This window comes from Planobacterium oryzisoli (assembly GCF_015354315.1).
Taxonomy (GTDB): domain Bacteria; phylum Bacteroidota; class Bacteroidia; order Flavobacteriales; family Weeksellaceae; genus Planobacterium_A; species Planobacterium_A oryzisoli.
Genome location: NZ_JADKYY010000001.1, coordinates 168,243 through 186,603 on the forward strand (window position 1 = coordinate 168,243; position 18,361 = coordinate 186,603).

The window sequence follows — 18,361 nt, forward strand, 5'->3', positions numbered from 1 at the left end:
TAACCATTTAGAGAAAGAATGGCAAATCTAAAAGAAATCAGAGGAAGAATTACCTCAATCTCCTCCACGATGCAGATCACCAGTGCGATGAAAATGGTTTCGGCCTCGAAACTGAAACGCGCACAGGATGCAATCGTAATGCTTAGGCCGTACAGTGAAAAGCTACAGGAGATCATTCAAAATGTGAACTCCAGTTCTGATCCGGACCAGACTTCCGTATTCGCTCAAAAGAGGGATGTGAAGAGGGTTCTTTTCATTCCGGTTACTTCCAATAAAGGTCTTGCGGGTGCATTTAACTCCTCTATCGTAAAGGAACTAACTGCGCAGCTTTCCAGAAGAGGCGGGGTAGAAGTGGAAGTACTTACAGTAGGTAAAAAGGTATACGATGCTGTTAGACGCTCTGCCAACATTTACGATAACCAGAGCACCATTTTGGACCATATCAGTTTTGATGCGGTGGCAGCTACTGCGGAGACAGTGATGCGTGACTTTAGGGAAGGTAGATTCGATGAAGTGTATTTGATTTACAACCGCTTTGTCAACGCAGCGACACAAATCGTACAGACGGAAAAGCTTCTTCCAATTTCGCTACCTGAAACGGATAAAAAGGAAACCGAAACGGATTATATCTTCGAACCTGATCGTAATGAGATTATAGAAAACCTAATACCAAAGTCCATTAAGACCCAAGTGTATAAAGCACTGTTGGATTCTATAGCCTCTGAGCACGGAGCCCGAATGACTGCAATGCATAAGGCTACCGACAATGCCCAGGCACTCAAAAACGAATTGGTAATCTACTATAATAAAGCCCGTCAGGCAGCAATCACCAATGAGATTTTGGAAATTGTATCCGGAGCGGAAGCATTGAAGAACTCTTAAAAGTATTTACAACCGTAATAAAAAGCATGGAGCAGCCAAACTGCATCCATGCTTTTTTTTTATCCTAATAGGTAAACAAAAGCGTGGAATCAGAGTGTAAATTGTATTTTTGTTGTATGAATGTGGAATTGTTTTATCCTATACTACTGGAAAGTAGTGGTGTGTGTATAGACAGCAGAGAGGTGGTAGAAGGCTCTGTTTTTTTTGCCTTTACGGGCTCTAGTTTTAATGCAGCGCAAAATGCGCGGCAGGCTATTGATAGGGGGGCAATTGCCGTTATTGTGGAAGATGCTGCGTTTGCAGCACCTCAGGACAAGATCTTTCGAGTAGATTCCACTCTGGTATTTCTTCAGCAACTGGCTCGATTCCACCGAAAACACCTTAACATCCCTGTCATTGGACTTACAGGAAGCAATGGGAAAACTACCAGCAAGGAACTTATTCATGCGGTTTTATCCCAGCATTTTCGCACTCAGTATACCAAAGGTAATTTTAATAACCATATAGGCGTTCCGCTTTCTCTGCTCTCCGTGCGTGCAGAACATCAGATCGCTGTAATAGAAATGGGTGCGAACCATCAGGGAGAAATTGCTTTCCTTTGCGAAATTGCAAGACCTACCTTCGGTTATATTACAAACTTTGGCAAAGCGCATCTGGAAGGTTTTGGGGGATTGGAAGGAGTAATTAAAGGGAAGTCCGAACTTTATGATTATCTTAAATCAGAGGGAGCAACCGCTCTAGTAAACCAAGAAGATACCCTTCAGGTAGCGAAAATGGAAGGCTATCAGCCTGCAATACGTTTTGGAGTCCATAGTGGTCAGTATCTTTTCACTCCCTTGGAAGAGGACCGATATATAGGGATTTCTTTTGAAGGGCAGAAGGCGATCTCTAATTTGACCGGAGCCTACAATTTCTCTAACCTCTCGGCTGCCGTAGCCTTAGGGCTGCATTTCGGTGTACCCCTTCAGAAAATTAAAGAAGGTATTGAACAGTATGTTCCAAGCAATATGCGTTCCCAAGTTGTGACGAAGGACCACCATACACTAGTACTTGACACATACAATGCCAACCCATCCAGTATGAAGGAAGCACTAGCCAATTTTTCTCAGTTCCAGGGATCCAAATGTGCTGTGCTTGGTGCAATGAAAGAACTGGGTGAATACAGTATGCAGGAGCATGCGGATATCTATGGACTGGCTCAAAAAAGTGGTTTGGAACGTATAATTACGGTAGGAGTGGAGTTTGCGCAGGTAGGTGCCCAAAACGAGAACTATAGCGATGTGTACGAGTTAATAGAAGGTCTTAACCGTAATCCAATCAAAGAGCAAAATATACTGATAAAGGGATCCAGAGGTACCGCTCTGGAAAAATGCCTAGAAAACTTATAAATACAACCCTAAGGGCATTCCCGTTCAGAAGTCTCAAGGATCAGAGCAATGTTTCTAAAGGTAGAGGAAAGTACTTGGTTTTTTATTGCATCTTCATTTTTCCATTCCACTGCAGTGATTCCCTCTTCTAATTGCGGTACAGGTACTTTTTCCCCATAGTACTTCATTCGGTACCAATGCGTGGTTTTTAATACACGTGTAGAATCGCGCTCGCTGTATGTGTGGTAGGTAGATCCAAGGGACTCTCCCAGTTCGAGTGGTTCCAAGGAGGTTTCCTCCTCTACCTCACGTAAAGCTGCTTGGCTTAAGGATTCTCCTTTTTCGATTTTTCCTTTCGGTAGATCCCACCGTTGTAGCCTGTAAATGAATAGGATATCGCCCTCAGCGTTTTGTACCAGGCCTCCGGCTGCTTCCACTAACTTAAATTGAGAGCAAAACGCCTCCCAGAGTACATCGATATCTTTATGGTATAATGTTAAACAGCTACGCGATGTGTTCTCAAGCAAATCCAGTGCTACTTCAATACTTACAGTTCCTTCAAAATGTATGGATTTTTCACCTTCAGTAGGCATATTACTCAAGGTGAGTCTTTTCTCGTTGACGAAAACTTTATACATTTGTAAGGATTAAGATACATGCAAAAATATAAAAATGAATTTAGAAGGAAGAAAAGTCACTGTAAATAAATCGGTTTCTCAACTACGCGAAATGCTAAAGAATCCACAAGACTACGAGCATTTAATGCCCGAAGGACTGCAAAAATTTGAAGCACGTGAGGACGGTTTTAAGTTTTCGCTCAAAGGAATGCCAGAGATTGCTCTTAAAATTGATCAGGTAAGCGAGGAAAAGATCACGCTGCGCTCTGCAAGTTCCAGCTTGGATTTTGCTCTAGAAGGACTTTTAAATCCTATAAGTGATACACAGACAGAAGTGCAGCTTCTGTTCGAAGGTAAATTCAATCCATTTATTAAGATGATGGTTGAAAAGCCACTTCAAAACTTCATCAATGCGTTAACCGATAAGATTGAGCAATTGTAACTTAGAGTTATTTAGAAAGTAAGAATCCACTTAGAGTAAAAGCCTAAGTGGATTTTTTATAAAAGTAGTCCGGTGGAGTGGTCTCGTTGCGCTCCGGTCGCACTGGCCAAGACATTATTGATATTGTGCATGCGAAGCACACCCATGAACGCAAAAATTAGTGCTTCCTTATACTCTATTAGTTGCGCTTCAGGAACGAACAGATTACATCCAGAGTAGTCTTTTATAAGTTCTACAAGATAAGAATTGTAAGCGCCTCCCCCGGTGACTAGTACCGAATGTAGATCGTATTGGACTAGTGTTCGGGAAATAACCCCTGCACAGTGGTGTGTGAAGGTAGTGAGTGCTCCATGAGGATCGGTAGTAGAAAGTAATGGAAATATGTGTTTTTCAACCCATTCCATACCGAGCGATTTGGGCGCTGGATACGTATAGAACTCCAGAGAATCAAGCCTTGCAAGTAATTCTGAGTCTAAATTACCCGTGCGCGCAAGTGTCCCATCTTTATCGTATGGATGTCCTAATTGAGATGCGTAATGGTTAAGGACTGTATTCACCGGCGAAATGTCAAAGGCTGTTCTTACATCGTTCCATTGGAACGAAATGTTGGAAAAACCACCTAAATTAAGACACGCTTGGTAGTTGGAGAAAAGATGTGCGTCGCCGATGGGAACCAAAGGAGCTCCATTTCCACCTAGAAGCACATCCTGCATCCTAAAATCGTATACTACCTGGCAATTAGGAAATTCCAGTTTTATTGCCCTGCCGTCACCAATTTGCAATGTATACCCCTTCTTAGGATTATGCAGTACCGTATGCCCGTGGGAGGCTACCACATCTATTTTAGATATACTATGTTTCTGTACAAATTCCTTGACGTGTTGTGCCAGGTACCGGCCATAAAGGGTGTTAAGTTCTAGAAGCTCCTCCGCATTTAGAAGAGATGCACCGCGCAAGCTTTGTTCCCAGAAATCGCTGTAGGGTAGGGTAGCACATTGAAGGATCTCATAGTGCCAGTTAAGGTCTGGGTCTTGTACAAACGAAAAATAGCCGATGTCCAGACCGTCCAGGCTGGTTCCCGACATAAGCCCCAATGCATGGATTTGTTTACTGTAGGCTAGTGGGAAGGACTCCTGCATGGTTATGGTTATTTACCTGCGGCAGGGATTTCCTGGGAAGGAAAGCTACCAGAATTATTATAAAACGTATATTCTGAGAGGTCGTCTTTTGCTACCATTCCGTTGGCTCCCACCAGGATAGATCCGTCTTTGTCCGTAACGTAGACCGTATCGCGGGTAAACATCTTTTTATTTCTGCGGTCCCAATAGATGGACTGCATGGCAAAGCTCTGCCCTTCGTTGGTGAGAATCTTTACATTTCCTTTTGCAGTATAGAAATTGCGCAGCTCATTGAATCGTGCGTAGTCCGACCAGATTTTACCCGGTTTTTGCGGTTTTTTCTTATCGAAGTATTCCAGATATACTCCTTTCTTAGCCTCCACGTAGGGCGAGTCAATGAGTTCGTACTTTTCTATTAGAGGAGCTTTAAAAATGAGATTCACTATCCCGGAATCCTTGCGCGTGATTTGGGCATTGTAAATAATCTGCGAGGCAAAGTTGGAATTCTTACGGGATTCCACCTGCGCTAAGTTTTCTTCACAGGAAATAAAGGAAAAAACGATAGCCCCTCCCAAGGAAAAGGCTACCATTTTTTTGCTTATTTTGTGTTTCAAACGCATTGCAGATTAATCGTATTGGCGTTTCTGGAACCAGCGGTCTGCAAAGTTCAATCCGATACGTAGATTTACAAAAGTCTGGTTGATAAGATTGTTCTCCAAAGTACCTCTTTTACCCACTTCTAGGCCCACATCCATACCGTTGAGACGGTTTACGTTGGATTCGGAGAAAGGAAGAAAGACACCTCCTGTAAGGGCAAATTTATTGATATCTGAAGCGGAGGAAGCTCCGTTGGGTTGCAAACTTAAATGCCCCTTTTCATAATATGCTCCAAACCGGTAGGTAACTCGGTTAAAATAATTTCTAAAATCGTTGTAATTGGGAAGGATCCAACCTCCTGCCGCAACTCTGTAGGAATCTTGATATGCAAACGGCTGACCTAAATAGTTGATGGTTTCTCCCTTACGGTAGTTCATCTGGGCAGAATAAAACCATTTGCCTTCACTTCCGTATCCAAGACCTAAAGAAGCCTCGGTAGGAATGAGGTTTTTATCGTTACTGGTCTTCTGCTCAATTATCGATTCGTTCTGTGGAACCTCAGTTCCTAAATAGTAATAGGTGCTGTTTTTAAAAGACGTTTCCATTTCCCCGGTCGTTCCAAAAGTATAGGTAGCACCTACAGTAAGCTTGCGGTCGTTTTCCAGACGTTTCTGATAGGTGGTTCCGGCAGTGAAATTAAAGGAACTTACTTTGTTTTTAGTTTCATACCCACTGATTAGTTCGGCATTGGAATAAGTGAGTTCCTCCACGTCGTAGAGATTACCGAAATAGTAATTAGTCCTTAGACCAAGAGCAAATTCTTCCGTTAGATTTACTCCAAGTGCTGCCTGAACGGTGGAAAGAGTTCCTTTTCCTTGGAAGCGGTTCGCTTGCACCGAATTATCTTCCAAAGTTTTCTGGCGTACCACATCATACGATTTGGAACTGTACGGCTGATACCCAAGCCCAAACTTAACGCGCTTGCTTATTGGGAAGGCCAACGATATATTGGAAAGATAGGTGGAATGTTTTGTGGATTTGGTATCCTGAAAATCACTTTTGTAAAAGTTGTTCTCATTGGTGGCTTCCACACTAAAACTGGTTAATCCCAGATTGGAGTTGGCTGCCGGGTTACTGAAATTGAACTTGTTGTTAAAATCGTTTATATACGCTGTAGATATGCCTCCCATCGAGGTGATATCTATTGTGTTATCGTATTTTACATCGCCAATACCAAAAGCTGCATAGGGGGAGTTTCCAATGCTTTGAGCTTCCATAGAGGCACCAAGAGCAATGAATGAGAGTACAAAGATTCTTTTCATTCGTAGTTTATAAATTCAAGAGGCAAATATCTTAATTATTAATGAATTCTAAAAATTATGTGCAGTTAAAGTTTGTTAAGTCCAAAACATTTGCTAGAGGCATTTTAGAGCGATTTTTCTGTCTTTGTGAACTGTTAATTCTTAGGCAAAGAACTGTGTATTTTTTCTATATTTACATTTATGAATTGGGATCAGATAATAGGCCAAAAGGCGCTCGTGCAGCAATTGAAAGATTCGGTGGAGATGGGTCGTATTAGCCACGCACAACTCTTTATAGGACAAGAGGGCTACGGAGTTCTTCCACTAGCCCTTGCGTATGCACAAGAGATCCTTTTACGAAGTAATCCACAAACCGGTGATAAAGTATCGCATTTGAATCATTTGGACCTTCACTTCTCCTTTCCTGTGTATACCGAGAAGAAAGATTCTTTGAGCCAGCGTTTTTTTCCGACATTCCGGGAAATGGTACTTAGCAATCCGTACAGCTCATTTGACCAGTGGAGGGCAGAGCTTAATTCAGAGAACAAACAGCTTGCTATACACGCCGATGAAATTGAGGCCATTTTAAGTCGGTTCAGTCTTAAAAGCTTTGAGGGAGGAGCAAAAGTGCTTATTGTCTGGAATGCACAAAAACTAAATACCGCAGCCTCCAATAAACTGCTGAAGTTTTTAGAAGAACCTCCAGAGAAGACTACCATTCTCTTATTGGCTCCTTCTACGCAGGATCTACTTCCCACAATTCTTTCCCGTACGCAGCTTATCAAAGTCCCACCCATTGAAGAAGAAGCCTTGCGCACTTCGCTCGGGCAGCAATTCAGTATAGAGCGAGGTCCACTGGAGAAAATAGTATTTCAAGCACAAGGAGACTGGAACCGCGCGCAGGAACTGCTGGAAGTAGACCAGCAGACGGTTGAATTTGAATCCCTTTTTATACAATGGGTACGGGAGGCATTTCAAGTTAAGACTAAGCCACAGATGCTTAAAAACATCATTCTGTGGGCAAGGAAGATTGCGCAGTGGAACCGTGAAAAGCAACTTATGTTTTTATCCTACTGCAGCGAGACGTTCCGCCTGGCTTTGTTGGAAAACTACGGTAGTAGTAATCTTGTATACAGTCGTTTAGAGCAGGGGAGTTTTCAGTGGGAGAAGTTTTCCCATTTTATCCACGGCGCCAACATTGAGGATATACTCGAGCAAATCAGTACGGCGGACTACCATCTTACCCGTAATGCCAATGCTAAAATCGTCTGGACCGATCTGGGAATCAAGCTGTCGCGCTACATCCACAGGGCTGCCTAATAAAAATACCGACCAATAATGGCCGGTATCTATTGTATTTTAGAAAAGTTCCGCGTAATTACGCTTCGCTTTCTGGGCTTTGCGTCTTAGCTTCTGGTGCAGCCTCTACAGGCGCATCGGATACAACGTCAAATTCATAGTTGTATTCCACATCTCTGTGAAGTCTTATAAGAGCGGTAACTCTACCTGTTCTCTTGATGTTGTTTCCAGGAATCTTGATGTATTTTCTATCGATCTGCACTCCTGCCTTAGCAAGTTCTTCAGAAAGGTTTGCGTTGTTGATAGAACCGAATAGTTTGTCACCTGAACCAACTTTGGTTGCAATAGTAAGCGGGGTGTTTTTCAACTGCTCCACTTTTGCTTTTGCATCGGCGATAAGTTTTGCTTCTTCTTCTTTTCTTTCTTCCAAAGTAGCTGCTAAAGCGGCTCTGTTCTTAGGAGTAGCAAGTACTGCATATCCTTGAGGAAGTAAAAAGTTTCTAGCGTATCCTGGTTTAACTGATACAGTATCGAATTCCAGACCTAGGTTTTCGACGTCTTTTTTTAGAATGATATCCATTGTTGTCCTTTGGTTTTTAAAGTTAGGTGCATAGGTGCAACCAACAATTGTTTAGTAATTATTTAAGCATGTCTGCCACATACGGCATCAAAGCAAGGTGTCTTGCTCTTTTGATCGCTGCAGATACTTTTCTTTGGTATTTTAAAGACGTTCCAGTATATCTTCTAGGAAGGATTTTCCCCTGCTCGTTTACGAACTGAAGTAGGAAATCTGCATCTTTATAATCTACATGCTTGATGCCGAATTTCTTAAAACGACAGTATTTTTTTTCTGATTTTGTATTGATATCCAGTGGAGTTAGGAACTTAACTTCAGATTCCCCTCCAGCGGAAGCTTGTTTTGCCATTTCGTCTATTGCCATGGTAATAAAATTTTAAGGATTAAAAATTAAGCTTTTGCAGTTTTGTTCTTTGCACGTCTTGTAACGGCATACTCTACTGCGTGTTTGTCTAGTTTAGTAGTCAGGTAACGGATCACTCTCTCGTCACGCTTGTAAGCGATTTCAAGATCTGCAACCACATTTCCTTCCCCTTTAAACTCGATAAGTGTGTAAAACCCATTCTTCTTAAGTTGGATAGGGTACGCTAGTTTTTTTAGTCCCCAGTTTTCTCTGGCAACGATTTCGCAATTGTGGGACTTTAAAAGGTCCTCAAATTTTTTCACTGCTTCCTCCACCTGAGCGTCAGATAGAACGGGAGTTAAAATGAAAACAGTTTCGTAGTTGTTCATAATGTTAATGAATTAGTTAATTATTTCGAGGTGCAAAAATATAAAAATATTATTATTCTACAAAGCTCCATTGCATTTTAAATGAAAGAATTAGCCTTATGGCGCTTTTCTTTTCCTTAATTTTCCAAGTTCATGTAAGTAATTGTTTTTAAGGCTTTCATACAGTCCTTTTCTGCGCAGCACAAATGCGGATAGCGAGGCCACCATGGAGGCCATCATAAGGAAGAAGATAAGCGAGTGGCGGTCGGTCATTTCCAGAACAATTATGGCAGAAGTAAATGGAGCACGAGTGATGCCGGTGAGAAAGGCAACCATGCCGGCTAGGATGAGCACGTTGGTGTGCTCGGCACTGTACTGAAAGATGCCTGCGAAGAAAGCTCCAAAGCTTGCGCCTGCACTTAAGGCCGGTGCAAAGATACCACCTGCTCCGCCCGAGGTAAAGGAAAGTGCAGGACCTACCATCCGGAAAAGTGGCATGTACCATGGTTCACTTTTATTTTCAGAAAAAAGTAAGCGTTCCATTAGGCTTTTTCCCGATCCCAGGATTTCGTAATTGACAAAATAGGCAAGAGACGCTATAATGAGGGCAGTAAGAATTAAAAATAGTATTTGGTGTGAGGATTTTCTAAGACGGGAGCGGAATCTGCTTATCCGTAGCATTGCGGCCGATAAATAACTCGATAGCAGTCCGCATATAATAGCTACGGCAAGTACTGGAACTACCATGCCCATAGTTACACCATGCGTATTGGGGTATCCCAGAAATAAATAGGAGCCGGCCAATGTCTGCGCCGTCAGACCCGCAACAATTACCGCGGTGAAAAGGGCAGTCTTAAAATAATTGAAGTGGACCCTTGCAAGTTCCTCGACTGCAAATACAATTCCGCCTAAAGGCGTGTTAAAAGCAGCCGCAAGCCCTGCAGCCGCTCCGGTCATAATCATGTTTTGAATGGATATGCGTGGCCACCACCTAGGAAGCATTCGGTGCACGAAACGAAAAATACTTCCGGCTATTTGAATCGTAGGACCCTCACGCCCCACCGCACCGCCACCAGATACAAGTACCATGCTGGAAAGTACCTTTATGCCGATGATCTTTAAATTTAAAAGTTGTTTTATTTTGAAACGTTCCCGAGGAGTAGCAAGTTCAATGGATGCCATCACCTGGGGTATACCACTGCCCTTGGCATAAGGCGCATAGCGATCCACGAGCCACCAGGAAAGCACAAATGCCACTGGGGTGAATACAAAAAGAAGCAGTGCATTATATTCTACTATCCATTGCAGAAGAGCCTCCGACCAGGCAAATAATTTAGCATATACCACAGCTGCCAGACCCGTCAGTACGGAGCCTATCCAAAACGGGACAGCCTGTAAAATATTGCGTTTTATCTGTTCGTTTCCAATTCTATCAAACAGCATCTTGCCGCGCAAACGGAGAAATCGTAGGTACGTTCTCATCCAAGTTGCGCTAATGATTTCAGTTCATCTTCTTCTAGACGGTATACACTCCATTCTTCCATTTCTTTGGCTCCAAGAGATTTGTAGAATTCAATAGATGGGGTATTCCATTTTAGTACGGACCATTCCATTCTCCCGCAATTTTTACTTTTTGCTATGCGGCTTAATTCAATAAGCAGGGCTTTGCCGTAACCCTTTCCTCTGTAGGCAGGGTCTACAAACAAATCCTCCAAATAAAGACCCGGTCGTCCTAAGAAGGTAGAAAAATTAAAAAAATACAGCGCAAATCCGACAGGTTTTGTCTCCTCCTCTGCGATAAGTACTTGTGCATATTGGTTTTCAAAAAGTGCTTTGGTGAGCTCCTCTGGACTGGTCTTTACATCGCTTTCCATCTTCTCATAGACAGCAAGTTGGTAGATGAAGTCAAAAATGAGTGTGGCGTCCTGCTTGCTCGCCTTTCGGATCTTAAAAGTGGAGGAGTACATAGTAGTTCGGAATTTTACAGTTCAATAGAACAAAATCAAAATGTCTTCTTATGCGGTGGTGCGCAGTAAAAGTACACATATAATAAAAAAATACCGTTCCTTGAAAGAACGGTATCTGCGTTATATTTCTGTGCTCAGATCCCAGTTCTCAAGATAGTCATGCACGTGCTTAAGGAACATTCCACCTAAAGAACCGTCCACAACCCTATGGTCGTACGAATGGGACATAAACATAAGTTGTCTGATACCTATTAAGTCACCTTCAGGGGTTTCCACAACCGCTGGTTTCTTTACAATAGCACCAATGGCAAGGATTGCTACCTGTGGTTGCGGGATAATAGGAGTGCCCATGAGGTTTCCGAAGCTGCCCACATTGGAAATAGTGTAGGTGGCTCCCTGCGTGTCCTCAGGACGAAGTTTTTTATTACGGGCCCTGTAGGCAAGGTCGTTGATTGCCTTAGCAAGTCCAGAGAGTGAAAGCTGGTCGGCATTCTTTATCACAGGGACAATAAGGTTTCCGTCCGGCAGCGCGGTTGCCATTCCAATGTTAATATTTTTTTTCTTAATAATATTATCCCCGTCTACCGATATGTTAATTAAAGGGAAGTCTTGTATGGCCTTTACTACCGCCCTTACAAAGATCGGCATAAAAGTTAATTTTTCTCCTTCCCGCTTCTCAAAAGCATACTTGTGCGCAGCACGCCATTTTACCACATTGGTTACATCGGTCTCAATGAAGGAAGTCACGTGTGGAGAGATGCGTTTGGAATTAACCATTGCCTCAGCAATGATCTTCCGTACGCGGTCCATCGGGATGATCTCTTCTCCATCCTTAGCCGAAAGGGTAGTTGCACTACTGGCTACTGGAGCAGGAGCAGCCTTAGGAGTAGCTTCGGCTGTGCTCTTAACATCAGCGCTCGTGGAAGTGCTGCGGTTTTTTAAATATGCTAAAATATCTTCTTTGGTGATTCTCTGGTCCTGTCCACTGCCCTGAATTGTTTCCAGTTCCTTTTGGGAGATGTTTTCCTGCTGTACGATACTTTTAACCAATGGAGAGAGGTAGAGCTCCTTAGTGGAAGACGTTGGCATTTTTTCCAAAGGTTTTTCCAATTCTTTGATCTCTTGCTCGGAAATGGTTGGAATTTGCGCTTGGACTTCTTCTGCATCCTTGGGTGCTTGCGTTTGCGCCTCTACAGGTGCGTTTTCCGCAGAAGTCTCTAAAATGGCTATTGCCTCACCCACCTTGGCAACTTCATCCTTGTTTTTTAGAATTTTTACGATCTTACCAGATACAGGAGTTGGTACGTCCGAATCCACTTTATCCGTGGCAATTTCCACCACTGAGTCGTCCTCCTTTACCGAGTCTCCTTCACTATATAACCAATTGATGATGGTTGCTTCCATCACCCCTTCACCCATGCTGGGTAGTAAGAGCTTATATTCTGCCATTTTATGAATTTTCGATTTTTACAAATATATAAATTTTTAGCAATTAAAATTAGGAATTCAATAATGCGGATATTTTCTAGCATTTAGTAGCTCTATAGGGCGGTTTTGGTGCTTCTTAAGGTTCATTACAAGCGAAGTGCTCGTGCTGTTTTTTAGTGTTTGCCGCAAAAAAACTTGTTTTTATCAAATAGACTCAGTTGCCGCTTTGATTTGCTGCTTAGGTACAAATTCCGCTTGAAAGACATCAGAGAAATGGTGCAGGATCTCTGTTTTTAATTGCTGCGTTTCCTCAATGGTAAAGTTCTTCTCTAGTTCCCGTGAAAGGGAGGTTACCGCTTTGTCTTTAATACCGCACGGAATGATGTATTCAAAATACCGCAAATCCGTAGTGACATTGATAGCAAAACCATGCATGGTTACCCATTTGGAAGTTTTCACTCCCATCGCACAAATCTTTCGCGCGTAGGGTTTTCCCACATCCAGCCAAACCCCCGTTTCGCCTGCACTGCGCTCTCCTTTAAGCCCGTATTTTGCGATGACCCGGATAATAACCTCTTCCAAATTGCGCATATACAGGTGAATGTCGGATTTGAAATTATCCAGGTCCAAGATGGGATACCCTACAATCTGCCCAAAACCATGGTAGGTTATATCTCCGCCGCGGTTGGTCTGAACGAAAGATGCCTCGATTTTCTTTAATTTCTCCTCATCGATAAGCATATTGGCATTGTCTCCACTTTTGCCTAGGGTGTATACGTGCGGGTGTTCCACAAAAAGAAAGTAGTTGGATGTAGGTGTAAAGAGTCCGTCCTGGCGGTCCCTGTTGTGGAGCTTTTGTGCTATTACATGATCCATAAGGCTTTGCTGGTAATCAAAGGCCTTCATATACTCCATTAAGCCAAGTTCTTCAAATTCAATTTTGCGATTTTGATCTCCGTTCATAGAAATGTATTAGCGTGCAATTTACAAAATAGTAAAGTTTCCACGCTACTTTAACAGTAGTGTCGTTTAAGTGGTTAGTACTTATAGGAGCAGATAGGAATCTATACGTTTATAAGCGGACCCACAGTTGAGAGCTTTTACAATGAGGTAGAGTCCGTTCCGCGAAGTTCGCATAAAAGCCTACGAAGTGGTTGTTCCCACTGGGGATGTTCCAAGAGTACTTTAACTACTGCGCTACCTACGATTGCGCCTTGTGTATGTTTTGTTACGCGCAGAAAATCCTCGCGGTCTTGTATTCCAAATCCAACGAATACCGGATTTTTAATCGGAAGGGTGGAAAGATTTTGCAGGTACTTATCTACACCCTCAGCAAACAATTTGGATCCTGTGGTAGAGGAGGAACTCACCGCATAGAGAAATCCACTGCTTAACCGATCCAGCTCCAAAATGCGCTCGTTGGGCGTTTCCGGAGTGATTAAAAAGCTAAATCCAAGTCCGTACTTCTCAAGAAGCTCCTGGAAGCTTTGTTTAAATTCTTGAGGCGGAAGATCGGGGATAATCAGACCGGAGACGCCTGCCTGCTGGCAACGTTTTACAAATCGCTCGGTGCCATAAAGCAGTATTGGATTGTAGTATCCCATTAAGACTATTGGTATAGTGCGTTTTGCGCGGTTTTCTGTAAGGGTATCAAAAAGCAAGTCAAGGGTCATTCCATTGGAAAGCGCTCTTTGGTGTGCCTTCTGAATGATTGGTCCGTCTGCTACCGGATCCGAGTAAGGAATTCCAAGTTCGATGCGGTCTGCGCCAGATTCCTCCAATAGGTCAATAATGCGGTGCGTATCTCCCAGCTCTGGAAATCCTGCGGTGAAATAGATGTTAAGCTGGGGTGAAGTAGTAGTAGTTTGCATATTAGTGTTTATTATTAAAATAAGAAAGATAGGTTTCCATATCCTTGTCGCCTCTTCCCGAAAGGCATACTACAACCACGTCTTCAGAGCAGAATTGCAGTTGATCTAGTGCGGCAAGCGCATGGGCGCTTTCCAGTGCGGGGATAATGCCTTCCTCCTGGGTTAGGGAAAATGCTGCCTCCACGGCCTGCTGGTCTGTAACGGCGATATATTGCGCTCTTTTCGTAGCAAATAGATGCGCGTGCATAGGTCCAATACCGGGGTAATCCAGACCCGCAGAAATAGAGTGGGGCTCGATCACCTGTCCATGGAGATCCTGCATTACGATGCTTTTACTGCCGTGTAGGATTCCGGGAGTGCCAAGGGCCGTAGTAGCAGCGGATTTCCCGCTTTCAATACCCTGCCCGGCTGCCTCCACTGCGATGAGTTGCACCTGGGGATCTTCTATGAAGTGATAAAATGCGCCCGCGGCATTACTTCCTCCTCCCACGCAGGCAATCACTGCCGCAGGAAGCGCTCCTGTTTTTTCTAAAACTTGCTGCTTGATCTCCTCGGAAATGACGCTCTGAAGCCTAGTGACAATATCAGGAAAAGGATGCGGACCTACCACGCTTCCAATGATATAATGGGTGTCCGTAGGTCGTGAGATCCAGTCCCGTAGGGCCTCATTCACCGCATCTTTAAGCGTTTTACTTCCCGACTCTACTGCAATAACTTGGGCGCCCAGCATTTGCATCCTTCCTACGTTGGGTTGTTGTCTTTCAATATCCACGGCTCCCATATATACCGTACAGTCCAGACCCAACAGGGCGCATGCGGTAGCCGTGGCCACTCCGTGCTGTCCCGCTCCGGTTTCTGCAATAATACGCTTCTTACCTAGACGCTTGGCAAGGAGTGCTTGTCCCAGTGCGTTGTTTATCTTATGTGCTCCCGTATGGTTAAGGTCTTCCCTTTTTAAATATACCTTGCATCCGTAGCGCGCACTTAGCGAAGAAGCAAAATAAAGCGGGGTGTCTCTTCCCACGTAATATTTAAGTAATTCTTCGAAAGTCTTTCTAAATTCGGTATCGTTTAAAATAGAGAGGTACTTGTTTTGAAGTTCCTGTATGTTGGGGTAGAGCATCTCGGGAACGAAGGCTCCTCCAAATTCTCCGTAGTATCCATTCTCATCAGGATTTTTATAAATTTTCTCCATGCGTTAATTTTTCTAATAGTGAATAAATTTTGTCGAGGTCTTTTACTCCCGGTGCTGTTTCAAATCGGGAGTTCACATCCAGGGCATAGGGCCTAGGAGTAAGTAGCTGGGCGAGTGAAGAATTTTCAAGACTTACCCCCCCTGCCAGAAAGAACGGTTTTGCTAGGCAAATCCCCTCCAGGAGTTTCCAGTTAAACGATTGTCCACTTCCGCCTAGAGTAGGGGTGGCTGTGTCTAACAGTAGCATATCCCAAGGCGCCCCTGGGTCTTGCAAAGATTTGCGCTGATTCTCAGTAAGACTATTTTCAATAGAAAGGACCTTTAGTATTGTACAAAGCGGCAGTTGCTGCTTTATTTCGCCTATGCAGCGCGCACTATATGCTCCATGGAGTTGTACTCCCCAAAGCCCCACGGACTTGGCGATCTCTACGATCTGAGCTGCAGAATGGCTTGTGAACACACCGATCTTTTTTGGATGTCTTATGGAGGCTATTTCATCTAATGAAATACGCTCCAATGCAAAGCGTGGGGAAGCGGGATGGAAAATAAAACCAAGAAAGTCCACGCCCATTTCTTGCAGTGCCTGAGACTGTTCCACCGAGGTTATTCCGCATACTTTTACCAGAACTCGTTTCCCGCTCATAACGATTCGTTAAAATTTTTGAATGCCAGGCCAGGTTTTTCGTGTTTCATGAAGTACTCTCCCATGAGCACACCATTAAACCCTCTCTGAAGTAAGAATAAGCAGTCTTCTACACTGTGGATACCGCTCTCGGCTACACGAACGGCTTCTGGCGGCAGTTTCGATGCAAGAGATGCAGAACGGCTCAGGTCTACCGAAAAACTGTGCAAATCGCGGTTGTTAATGCCTACCAGGTCAATTCCTGGGTTGTAGTGTCCCAATTCCTCCTGGGTGTGAAGTTCCAGCAGTGTTTCCATTCCTAGACTTTTTGCAAGACCGCTAAGCTGCTGGACTTGCAAGGGGCTAAGGCAGGCTGCTATAAGAAGTATTACGTCCGCACCATAGGCTTTGCTCTGATGTATTTGGTACTCACTGATAATGAAATCCTTTCGAAGAAGAGGTATAGCCAGTACCTCTCTGGCTTGGGAAAAATCATAAAGATCTCCACCAAAGAACTTTTCATCGGTGAGCACGGAAATACCCGCTGCGCCGTACCCTGCGTATTCTTGTACTGTGGGCTGCACCTTAGCGTTTACATTTATCTCTCCTTTGGAGGGCGATTTTCTTTTAAATTCTGCAATGATGCTCGCAGAGCCTCGGAGTCGATCGGAGAGGGAATGACCCTGCCGGTGGTAGAGCGGTTTTTCTTGCAGTCTTTGTACAGGCTCCATCCTTTGGGCAATAGCCACTTCCTTCTCTTTGTTTTCTATGATTTGGTTTAGTATTGTATTCATTAGGCTGTAATTGACTTAAGTACGTTATATGCCCGCCCACTCTCCAGAGATTCCCTGGCGTGCGAAAGGCAAGACTCATAGTTGCCAAATTTCCCTGTATTCTCTAAAGCCAGCGCCGCATTGGCAAGTACCACATTTTTTTGCGCCTCGGAGCCCTCTCCCTGAAGAATAGATACAAAAACCTTGGCAGCGTCCTGGGGGCTTTTTCCGGCAGTGAGTGCGTGCGCGGGTACTGGGGCAAAAAGCAGCTGCTTGGGAGAAAGTATGGCCTCACTCTCCCTACGAACCAGTTTGCTTTCGGAAGTTAACGTGACCTCGTCGTGACCGTCTAGACTATGTACCAGTAGAAACTCAGAACCGCGTTTTTGAAGTAGATACGTGTAGAGCCGCATAATCTCCTGTGTGGCTACTCCAATCATTGGAAAATCCACAGAAGCTGGATTGACCAATGGTCCTAAAAGATTGAAAAAAGTCCGCAGACCTAAGCTTCTGCGAAGAGGAGCCACTGCAGCAAGGGATTTATGGAATAGGGGTGCATGAAGGAAACAAAATCCACTACGCTCCAGTTCCCTTTGCAGTTGGTCCTGTGAATCCTTGAATTTGTATCCTAGCTGCTGCAGCACGTTGGAGGCTCCACTGATGGCACTCGCACCGTAATTTCCCTGCTTTGCTACGCCCTGCCCTGCACCGGCCACGATAAGGCTGGAAAGGGTGGAGATATTGAACGTATTCTTACCGTCCCCTCCGGTTCCAACAATATCCACCAGGTTTTCCCCTAGGTGTATAGGCGTGCTAAGCTGCAGCAGCGCCTGAGTAAACCCCTCCAATTCTTCTAATGTAATGCTGCGCATTAAAAAAACCGTGACAAAGGAAGTGACTTCGTATTCATTGAACTTCCCGGTGGCTATTTCACTTAGAATAGACTTAGCCTGTACTGCACTTAGGGTTTGGTGCTCAAATAGATACTGGAGTATTTCTTTCATAGTTTAAATGCTTAGGAAGTTAGAGATGATTTGTTTGCCATGGGGTGTTAAGATGCTTTCCGGATGGTACTGCACGCCATGGACCTGGTAGGTAGTGTGCTCTAGTGACATAATCATCCCTTGGGAATCTACCGAGGTTATACGCAGCTGCTTTGGAAATCCTTCGCGGTTGACAGCCCAGGAATGGTATCTTCCAACCTCGATGCGCTCTGGAAGCCCTTGCAGTAGAGCTGCCTCAGGATAAGTCTGGAGGGCAGTAGTAGCCACGCCATGGTAAATTTGGCTCAAATTGGTAAGAGAGCCTCCAAAGGCCTCGGCAATAGCCTGTTGACCCAAACAGACTCCCAGGATTTTTTTACTTGGTGCATACCGGCGCACCAAGTCCAGAGTGATTCCAGCCTCACTCGGTATGCCGGGGCCTGGAGAGATCACTATACTGGAAAACGCTTCCACTTCGTCCAAAGCGATTTTATCGTTTTTATGCACCTGTACCTGAAAGGGGCAGGAGCGCTCAATCATTTGCACAAGATTGTAGGTAAAACTATCGTAATTATCTAGAACCAGTATTTTATCATTTGTTTTCATAGAGG

General features: G+C 44.1%; 21 protein-coding genes. 4 read left to right on the forward strand and 17 right to left on the reverse strand.

Going from position 1 to position 18,361, the window contains the following annotated elements; all coding sequences use genetic code 11:
* The first annotated feature begins 18 nt into the window (after positions 1-18).
* Both atpG and IC612_RS00770 read left to right on the forward strand, forming a co-directional pair.
* A complete protein-coding gene (gene atpG, locus IC612_RS00765) occupies positions 19-882 on the forward strand; it encodes an ATP synthase F1 subunit gamma (protein WP_194738256.1) in 864 nt (287 codons plus the stop codon).
* Between the two features lie 116 nt (positions 883-998).
* Positions 999-2,270: a UDP-N-acetylmuramoyl-tripeptide--D-alanyl-D-alanine ligase gene (locus IC612_RS00770; protein WP_194738257.1), complete on the forward strand. Its 1,272-nt coding sequence runs from the start codon at positions 999-1,001 to the stop codon at positions 2,268-2,270.
* 8 nt (positions 2,271-2,278) lie between these two features.
* Here IC612_RS00770 and IC612_RS00775 read toward each other — a convergent pair whose 3' ends face one another.
* A complete protein-coding gene (locus IC612_RS00775) occupies positions 2,279-2,887 on the reverse strand; it encodes an NUDIX hydrolase (protein ID WP_194738258.1) in 609 nt (202 codons plus the stop codon).
* Between the two features lie 34 nt (positions 2,888-2,921).
* On the opposite strand from IC612_RS00775, the gene IC612_RS00780 reads away from it, so the two are divergent.
* Entirely contained in the window at positions 2,922-3,308 is a 387-nt protein-coding gene (locus tag IC612_RS00780) for an SRPBCC family protein (protein WP_194738259.1), read from the forward strand.
* A gap of 56 nt (positions 3,309-3,364) precedes the next feature.
* Here IC612_RS00780 and IC612_RS00785 read toward each other — a convergent pair whose 3' ends face one another.
* From IC612_RS00785 to IC612_RS00795, 3 genes are read right to left on the reverse strand one after another with little or no spacing between them, the layout of a single operon-like run.
* Positions 3,365-4,447, reverse strand: a complete 1,083-nt coding sequence (locus IC612_RS00785) for an anhydro-N-acetylmuramic acid kinase (protein WP_194738260.1) — start codon at positions 4,445-4,447, stop codon at positions 3,365-3,367.
* Positions 4,448-4,455: 8 nt separating this feature from the next.
* A complete protein-coding gene (locus IC612_RS00790; protein WP_194738261.1) occupies positions 4,456-5,046 on the reverse strand; it encodes an LPS export ABC transporter periplasmic protein LptC in 591 nt (196 codons plus the stop codon).
* Positions 5,047-5,052: 6 nt separating this feature from the next.
* Positions 5,053-6,345, reverse strand: coding sequence for a hypothetical protein (locus tag IC612_RS00795; RefSeq protein WP_194738262.1), 1,293 nt, complete (start codon positions 6,343-6,345; stop codon positions 5,053-5,055).
* 180 nt (positions 6,346-6,525) lie between these two features.
* On the opposite strand from IC612_RS00795, the gene IC612_RS00800 reads away from it, so the two are divergent.
* A complete protein-coding gene (locus IC612_RS00800; protein WP_194738263.1) occupies positions 6,526-7,644 on the forward strand; it encodes a DNA polymerase III subunit in 1,119 nt (372 codons plus the stop codon).
* A 58-nt stretch (positions 7,645-7,702) separates the two neighbouring features.
* Here IC612_RS00800 and rplI read toward each other — a convergent pair whose 3' ends face one another.
* The 13 genes from rplI to IC612_RS00865 all read right to left on the reverse strand — a co-directional run bounded on the left by rplI (position 7,703) and on the right by IC612_RS00865 (position 18,356).
* Complete coding sequence (gene rplI / locus IC612_RS00805; protein ID WP_194738264.1) at positions 7,703-8,203, reverse strand: 50S ribosomal protein L9; 501 nt, start codon at positions 8,201-8,203, stop codon at positions 7,703-7,705.
* Between the two features lie 58 nt (positions 8,204-8,261).
* A complete protein-coding gene (gene rpsR / locus IC612_RS00810; RefSeq protein WP_194738265.1) occupies positions 8,262-8,564 on the reverse strand; it encodes a 30S ribosomal protein S18 in 303 nt (100 codons plus the stop codon).
* A gap of 26 nt (positions 8,565-8,590) precedes the next feature.
* Complete coding sequence (rpsF, locus tag IC612_RS00815) at positions 8,591-8,932, reverse strand: 30S ribosomal protein S6 (RefSeq protein ID WP_194738266.1); 342 nt, start codon at positions 8,930-8,932, stop codon at positions 8,591-8,593.
* A gap of 96 nt (positions 8,933-9,028) precedes the next feature.
* Positions 9,029-10,393 (reverse strand): chloride channel protein, encoded by a 1,365-nt coding sequence (locus IC612_RS00820; RefSeq protein WP_194738267.1) that lies wholly within the window; start codon positions 10,391-10,393, stop codon positions 9,029-9,031.
* Positions 10,390-10,878, reverse strand: coding sequence for a GNAT family N-acetyltransferase (locus tag IC612_RS00825; protein WP_194738268.1), 489 nt, complete (start codon positions 10,876-10,878; stop codon positions 10,390-10,392). Before IC612_RS00825 ends, IC612_RS00820 begins: the two co-directional genes overlap by 4 nt.
* Before the next feature lie 120 nt (positions 10,879-10,998).
* The gene (locus IC612_RS00830) at positions 10,999-12,327 is read right to left on the reverse strand and encodes a dihydrolipoamide acetyltransferase family protein (RefSeq protein ID WP_194738269.1); all 1,329 of its coding nucleotides are present in this window, start codon (positions 12,325-12,327) and stop codon (positions 10,999-11,001) included.
* Positions 12,328-12,510: 183 nt separating this feature from the next.
* Positions 12,511-13,269: a lipoyl(octanoyl) transferase LipB gene (lipB, locus tag IC612_RS00835; RefSeq protein WP_194738270.1), complete on the reverse strand. Its 759-nt coding sequence runs from the start codon at positions 13,267-13,269 to the stop codon at positions 12,511-12,513.
* 137 nt (positions 13,270-13,406) lie between these two features.
* Positions 13,407-14,177 (reverse strand): tryptophan synthase subunit alpha, encoded by a 771-nt coding sequence (trpA, locus tag IC612_RS00840; RefSeq protein WP_194738271.1) that lies wholly within the window; start codon positions 14,175-14,177, stop codon positions 13,407-13,409.
* A 1-nt stretch (position 14,178) separates the two neighbouring features.
* Entirely contained in the window at positions 14,179-15,372 is a 1,194-nt protein-coding gene (gene trpB / locus IC612_RS00845; protein ID WP_194738272.1) for a tryptophan synthase subunit beta, read from the reverse strand.
* Complete coding sequence (locus IC612_RS00850; RefSeq protein ID WP_194738273.1) at positions 15,356-16,015, reverse strand: phosphoribosylanthranilate isomerase; 660 nt, start codon at positions 16,013-16,015, stop codon at positions 15,356-15,358. The genes trpB and IC612_RS00850 overlap by 17 nt, the downstream gene beginning before the upstream one ends.
* Positions 16,012-16,788 (reverse strand): indole-3-glycerol phosphate synthase TrpC, encoded by a 777-nt coding sequence (gene trpC, locus IC612_RS00855; RefSeq protein WP_194738274.1) that lies wholly within the window; start codon positions 16,786-16,788, stop codon positions 16,012-16,014. The genes IC612_RS00850 and trpC overlap by 4 nt, the downstream gene beginning before the upstream one ends.
* Positions 16,788-17,771: an anthranilate phosphoribosyltransferase gene (trpD, locus tag IC612_RS00860; RefSeq protein WP_194738275.1), complete on the reverse strand. Its 984-nt coding sequence runs from the start codon at positions 17,769-17,771 to the stop codon at positions 16,788-16,790. The genes trpC and trpD overlap by 1 nt, the downstream gene beginning before the upstream one ends.
* 3 nt (positions 17,772-17,774) lie before the next feature.
* On the reverse strand, positions 17,775-18,356 hold the full coding sequence (locus IC612_RS00865) for an anthranilate synthase component II (protein ID WP_194738276.1): 582 nt from the start codon (positions 18,354-18,356) through the stop codon (positions 17,775-17,777).
* Positions 18,357-18,361: the final 5 nt, after the last annotated feature.

Coding starts and splice junctions, on each gene's coding strand:
- atpG (WP_194738256.1), top strand. CDS start 19: ATGGCAAATCTAAAAGAAATCAGAGGAAGAATTACCTCAATCTCCTCC.
- IC612_RS00770 (WP_194738257.1), top strand. CDS start 999: ATGAATGTGGAATTGTTTTATCCTATACTACTGGAAAGTAGTGGTGTG.
- IC612_RS00775 (WP_194738258.1), bottom strand. CDS start 2,887: ATGTATAAAGTTTTCGTCAACGAGAAAAGACTCACCTTGAGTAATATG.
- IC612_RS00780 (WP_194738259.1), top strand. CDS start 2,922: ATGAATTTAGAAGGAAGAAAAGTCACTGTAAATAAATCGGTTTCTCAA.
- IC612_RS00785 (WP_194738260.1), bottom strand. CDS start 4,447: ATGCAGGAGTCCTTCCCACTAGCCTACAGTAAACAAATCCATGCATTG.
- IC612_RS00790 (WP_194738261.1), bottom strand. CDS start 5,046: ATGCGTTTGAAACACAAAATAAGCAAAAAAATGGTAGCCTTTTCCTTG.
- IC612_RS00795 (WP_194738262.1), bottom strand. CDS start 6,345: ATGAAAAGAATCTTTGTACTCTCATTCATTGCTCTTGGTGCCTCTATG.
- IC612_RS00800 (WP_194738263.1), top strand. CDS start 6,526: ATGAATTGGGATCAGATAATAGGCCAAAAGGCGCTCGTGCAGCAATTG.
- rplI (WP_194738264.1), bottom strand. CDS start 8,203: ATGGATATCATTCTAAAAAAAGACGTCGAAAACCTAGGTCTGGAATTC.
- rpsR (WP_194738265.1), bottom strand. CDS start 8,564: ATGGCAATAGACGAAATGGCAAAACAAGCTTCCGCTGGAGGGGAATCT.
- rpsF (WP_194738266.1), bottom strand. CDS start 8,932: ATGAACAACTACGAAACTGTTTTCATTTTAACTCCCGTTCTATCTGAC.
- IC612_RS00820 (WP_194738267.1), bottom strand. CDS start 10,393: ATGAGAACGTACCTACGATTTCTCCGTTTGCGCGGCAAGATGCTGTTT.
- IC612_RS00825 (WP_194738268.1), bottom strand. CDS start 10,878: ATGTACTCCTCCACTTTTAAGATCCGAAAGGCGAGCAAGCAGGACGCC.
- IC612_RS00830 (WP_194738269.1), bottom strand. CDS start 12,327: ATGGCAGAATATAAGCTCTTACTACCCAGCATGGGTGAAGGGGTGATG.
- lipB (WP_194738270.1), bottom strand. CDS start 13,269: ATGAACGGAGATCAAAATCGCAAAATTGAATTTGAAGAACTTGGCTTA.
- trpA (WP_194738271.1), bottom strand. CDS start 14,177: ATGCAAACTACTACTACTTCACCCCAGCTTAACATCTATTTCACCGCA.
- trpB (WP_194738272.1), bottom strand. CDS start 15,372: ATGGAGAAAATTTATAAAAATCCTGATGAGAATGGATACTACGGAGAA.
- IC612_RS00850 (WP_194738273.1), bottom strand. CDS start 16,015: ATGAGCGGGAAACGAGTTCTGGTAAAAGTATGCGGAATAACCTCGGTG.
- trpC (WP_194738274.1), bottom strand. CDS start 16,788: ATGAATACAATACTAAACCAAATCATAGAAAACAAAGAGAAGGAAGTG.
- trpD (WP_194738275.1), bottom strand. CDS start 17,771: ATGAAAGAAATACTCCAGTATCTATTTGAGCACCAAACCCTAAGTGCA.
- IC612_RS00865 (WP_194738276.1), bottom strand. CDS start 18,356: ATGAAAACAAATGATAAAATACTGGTTCTAGATAATTACGATAGTTTT.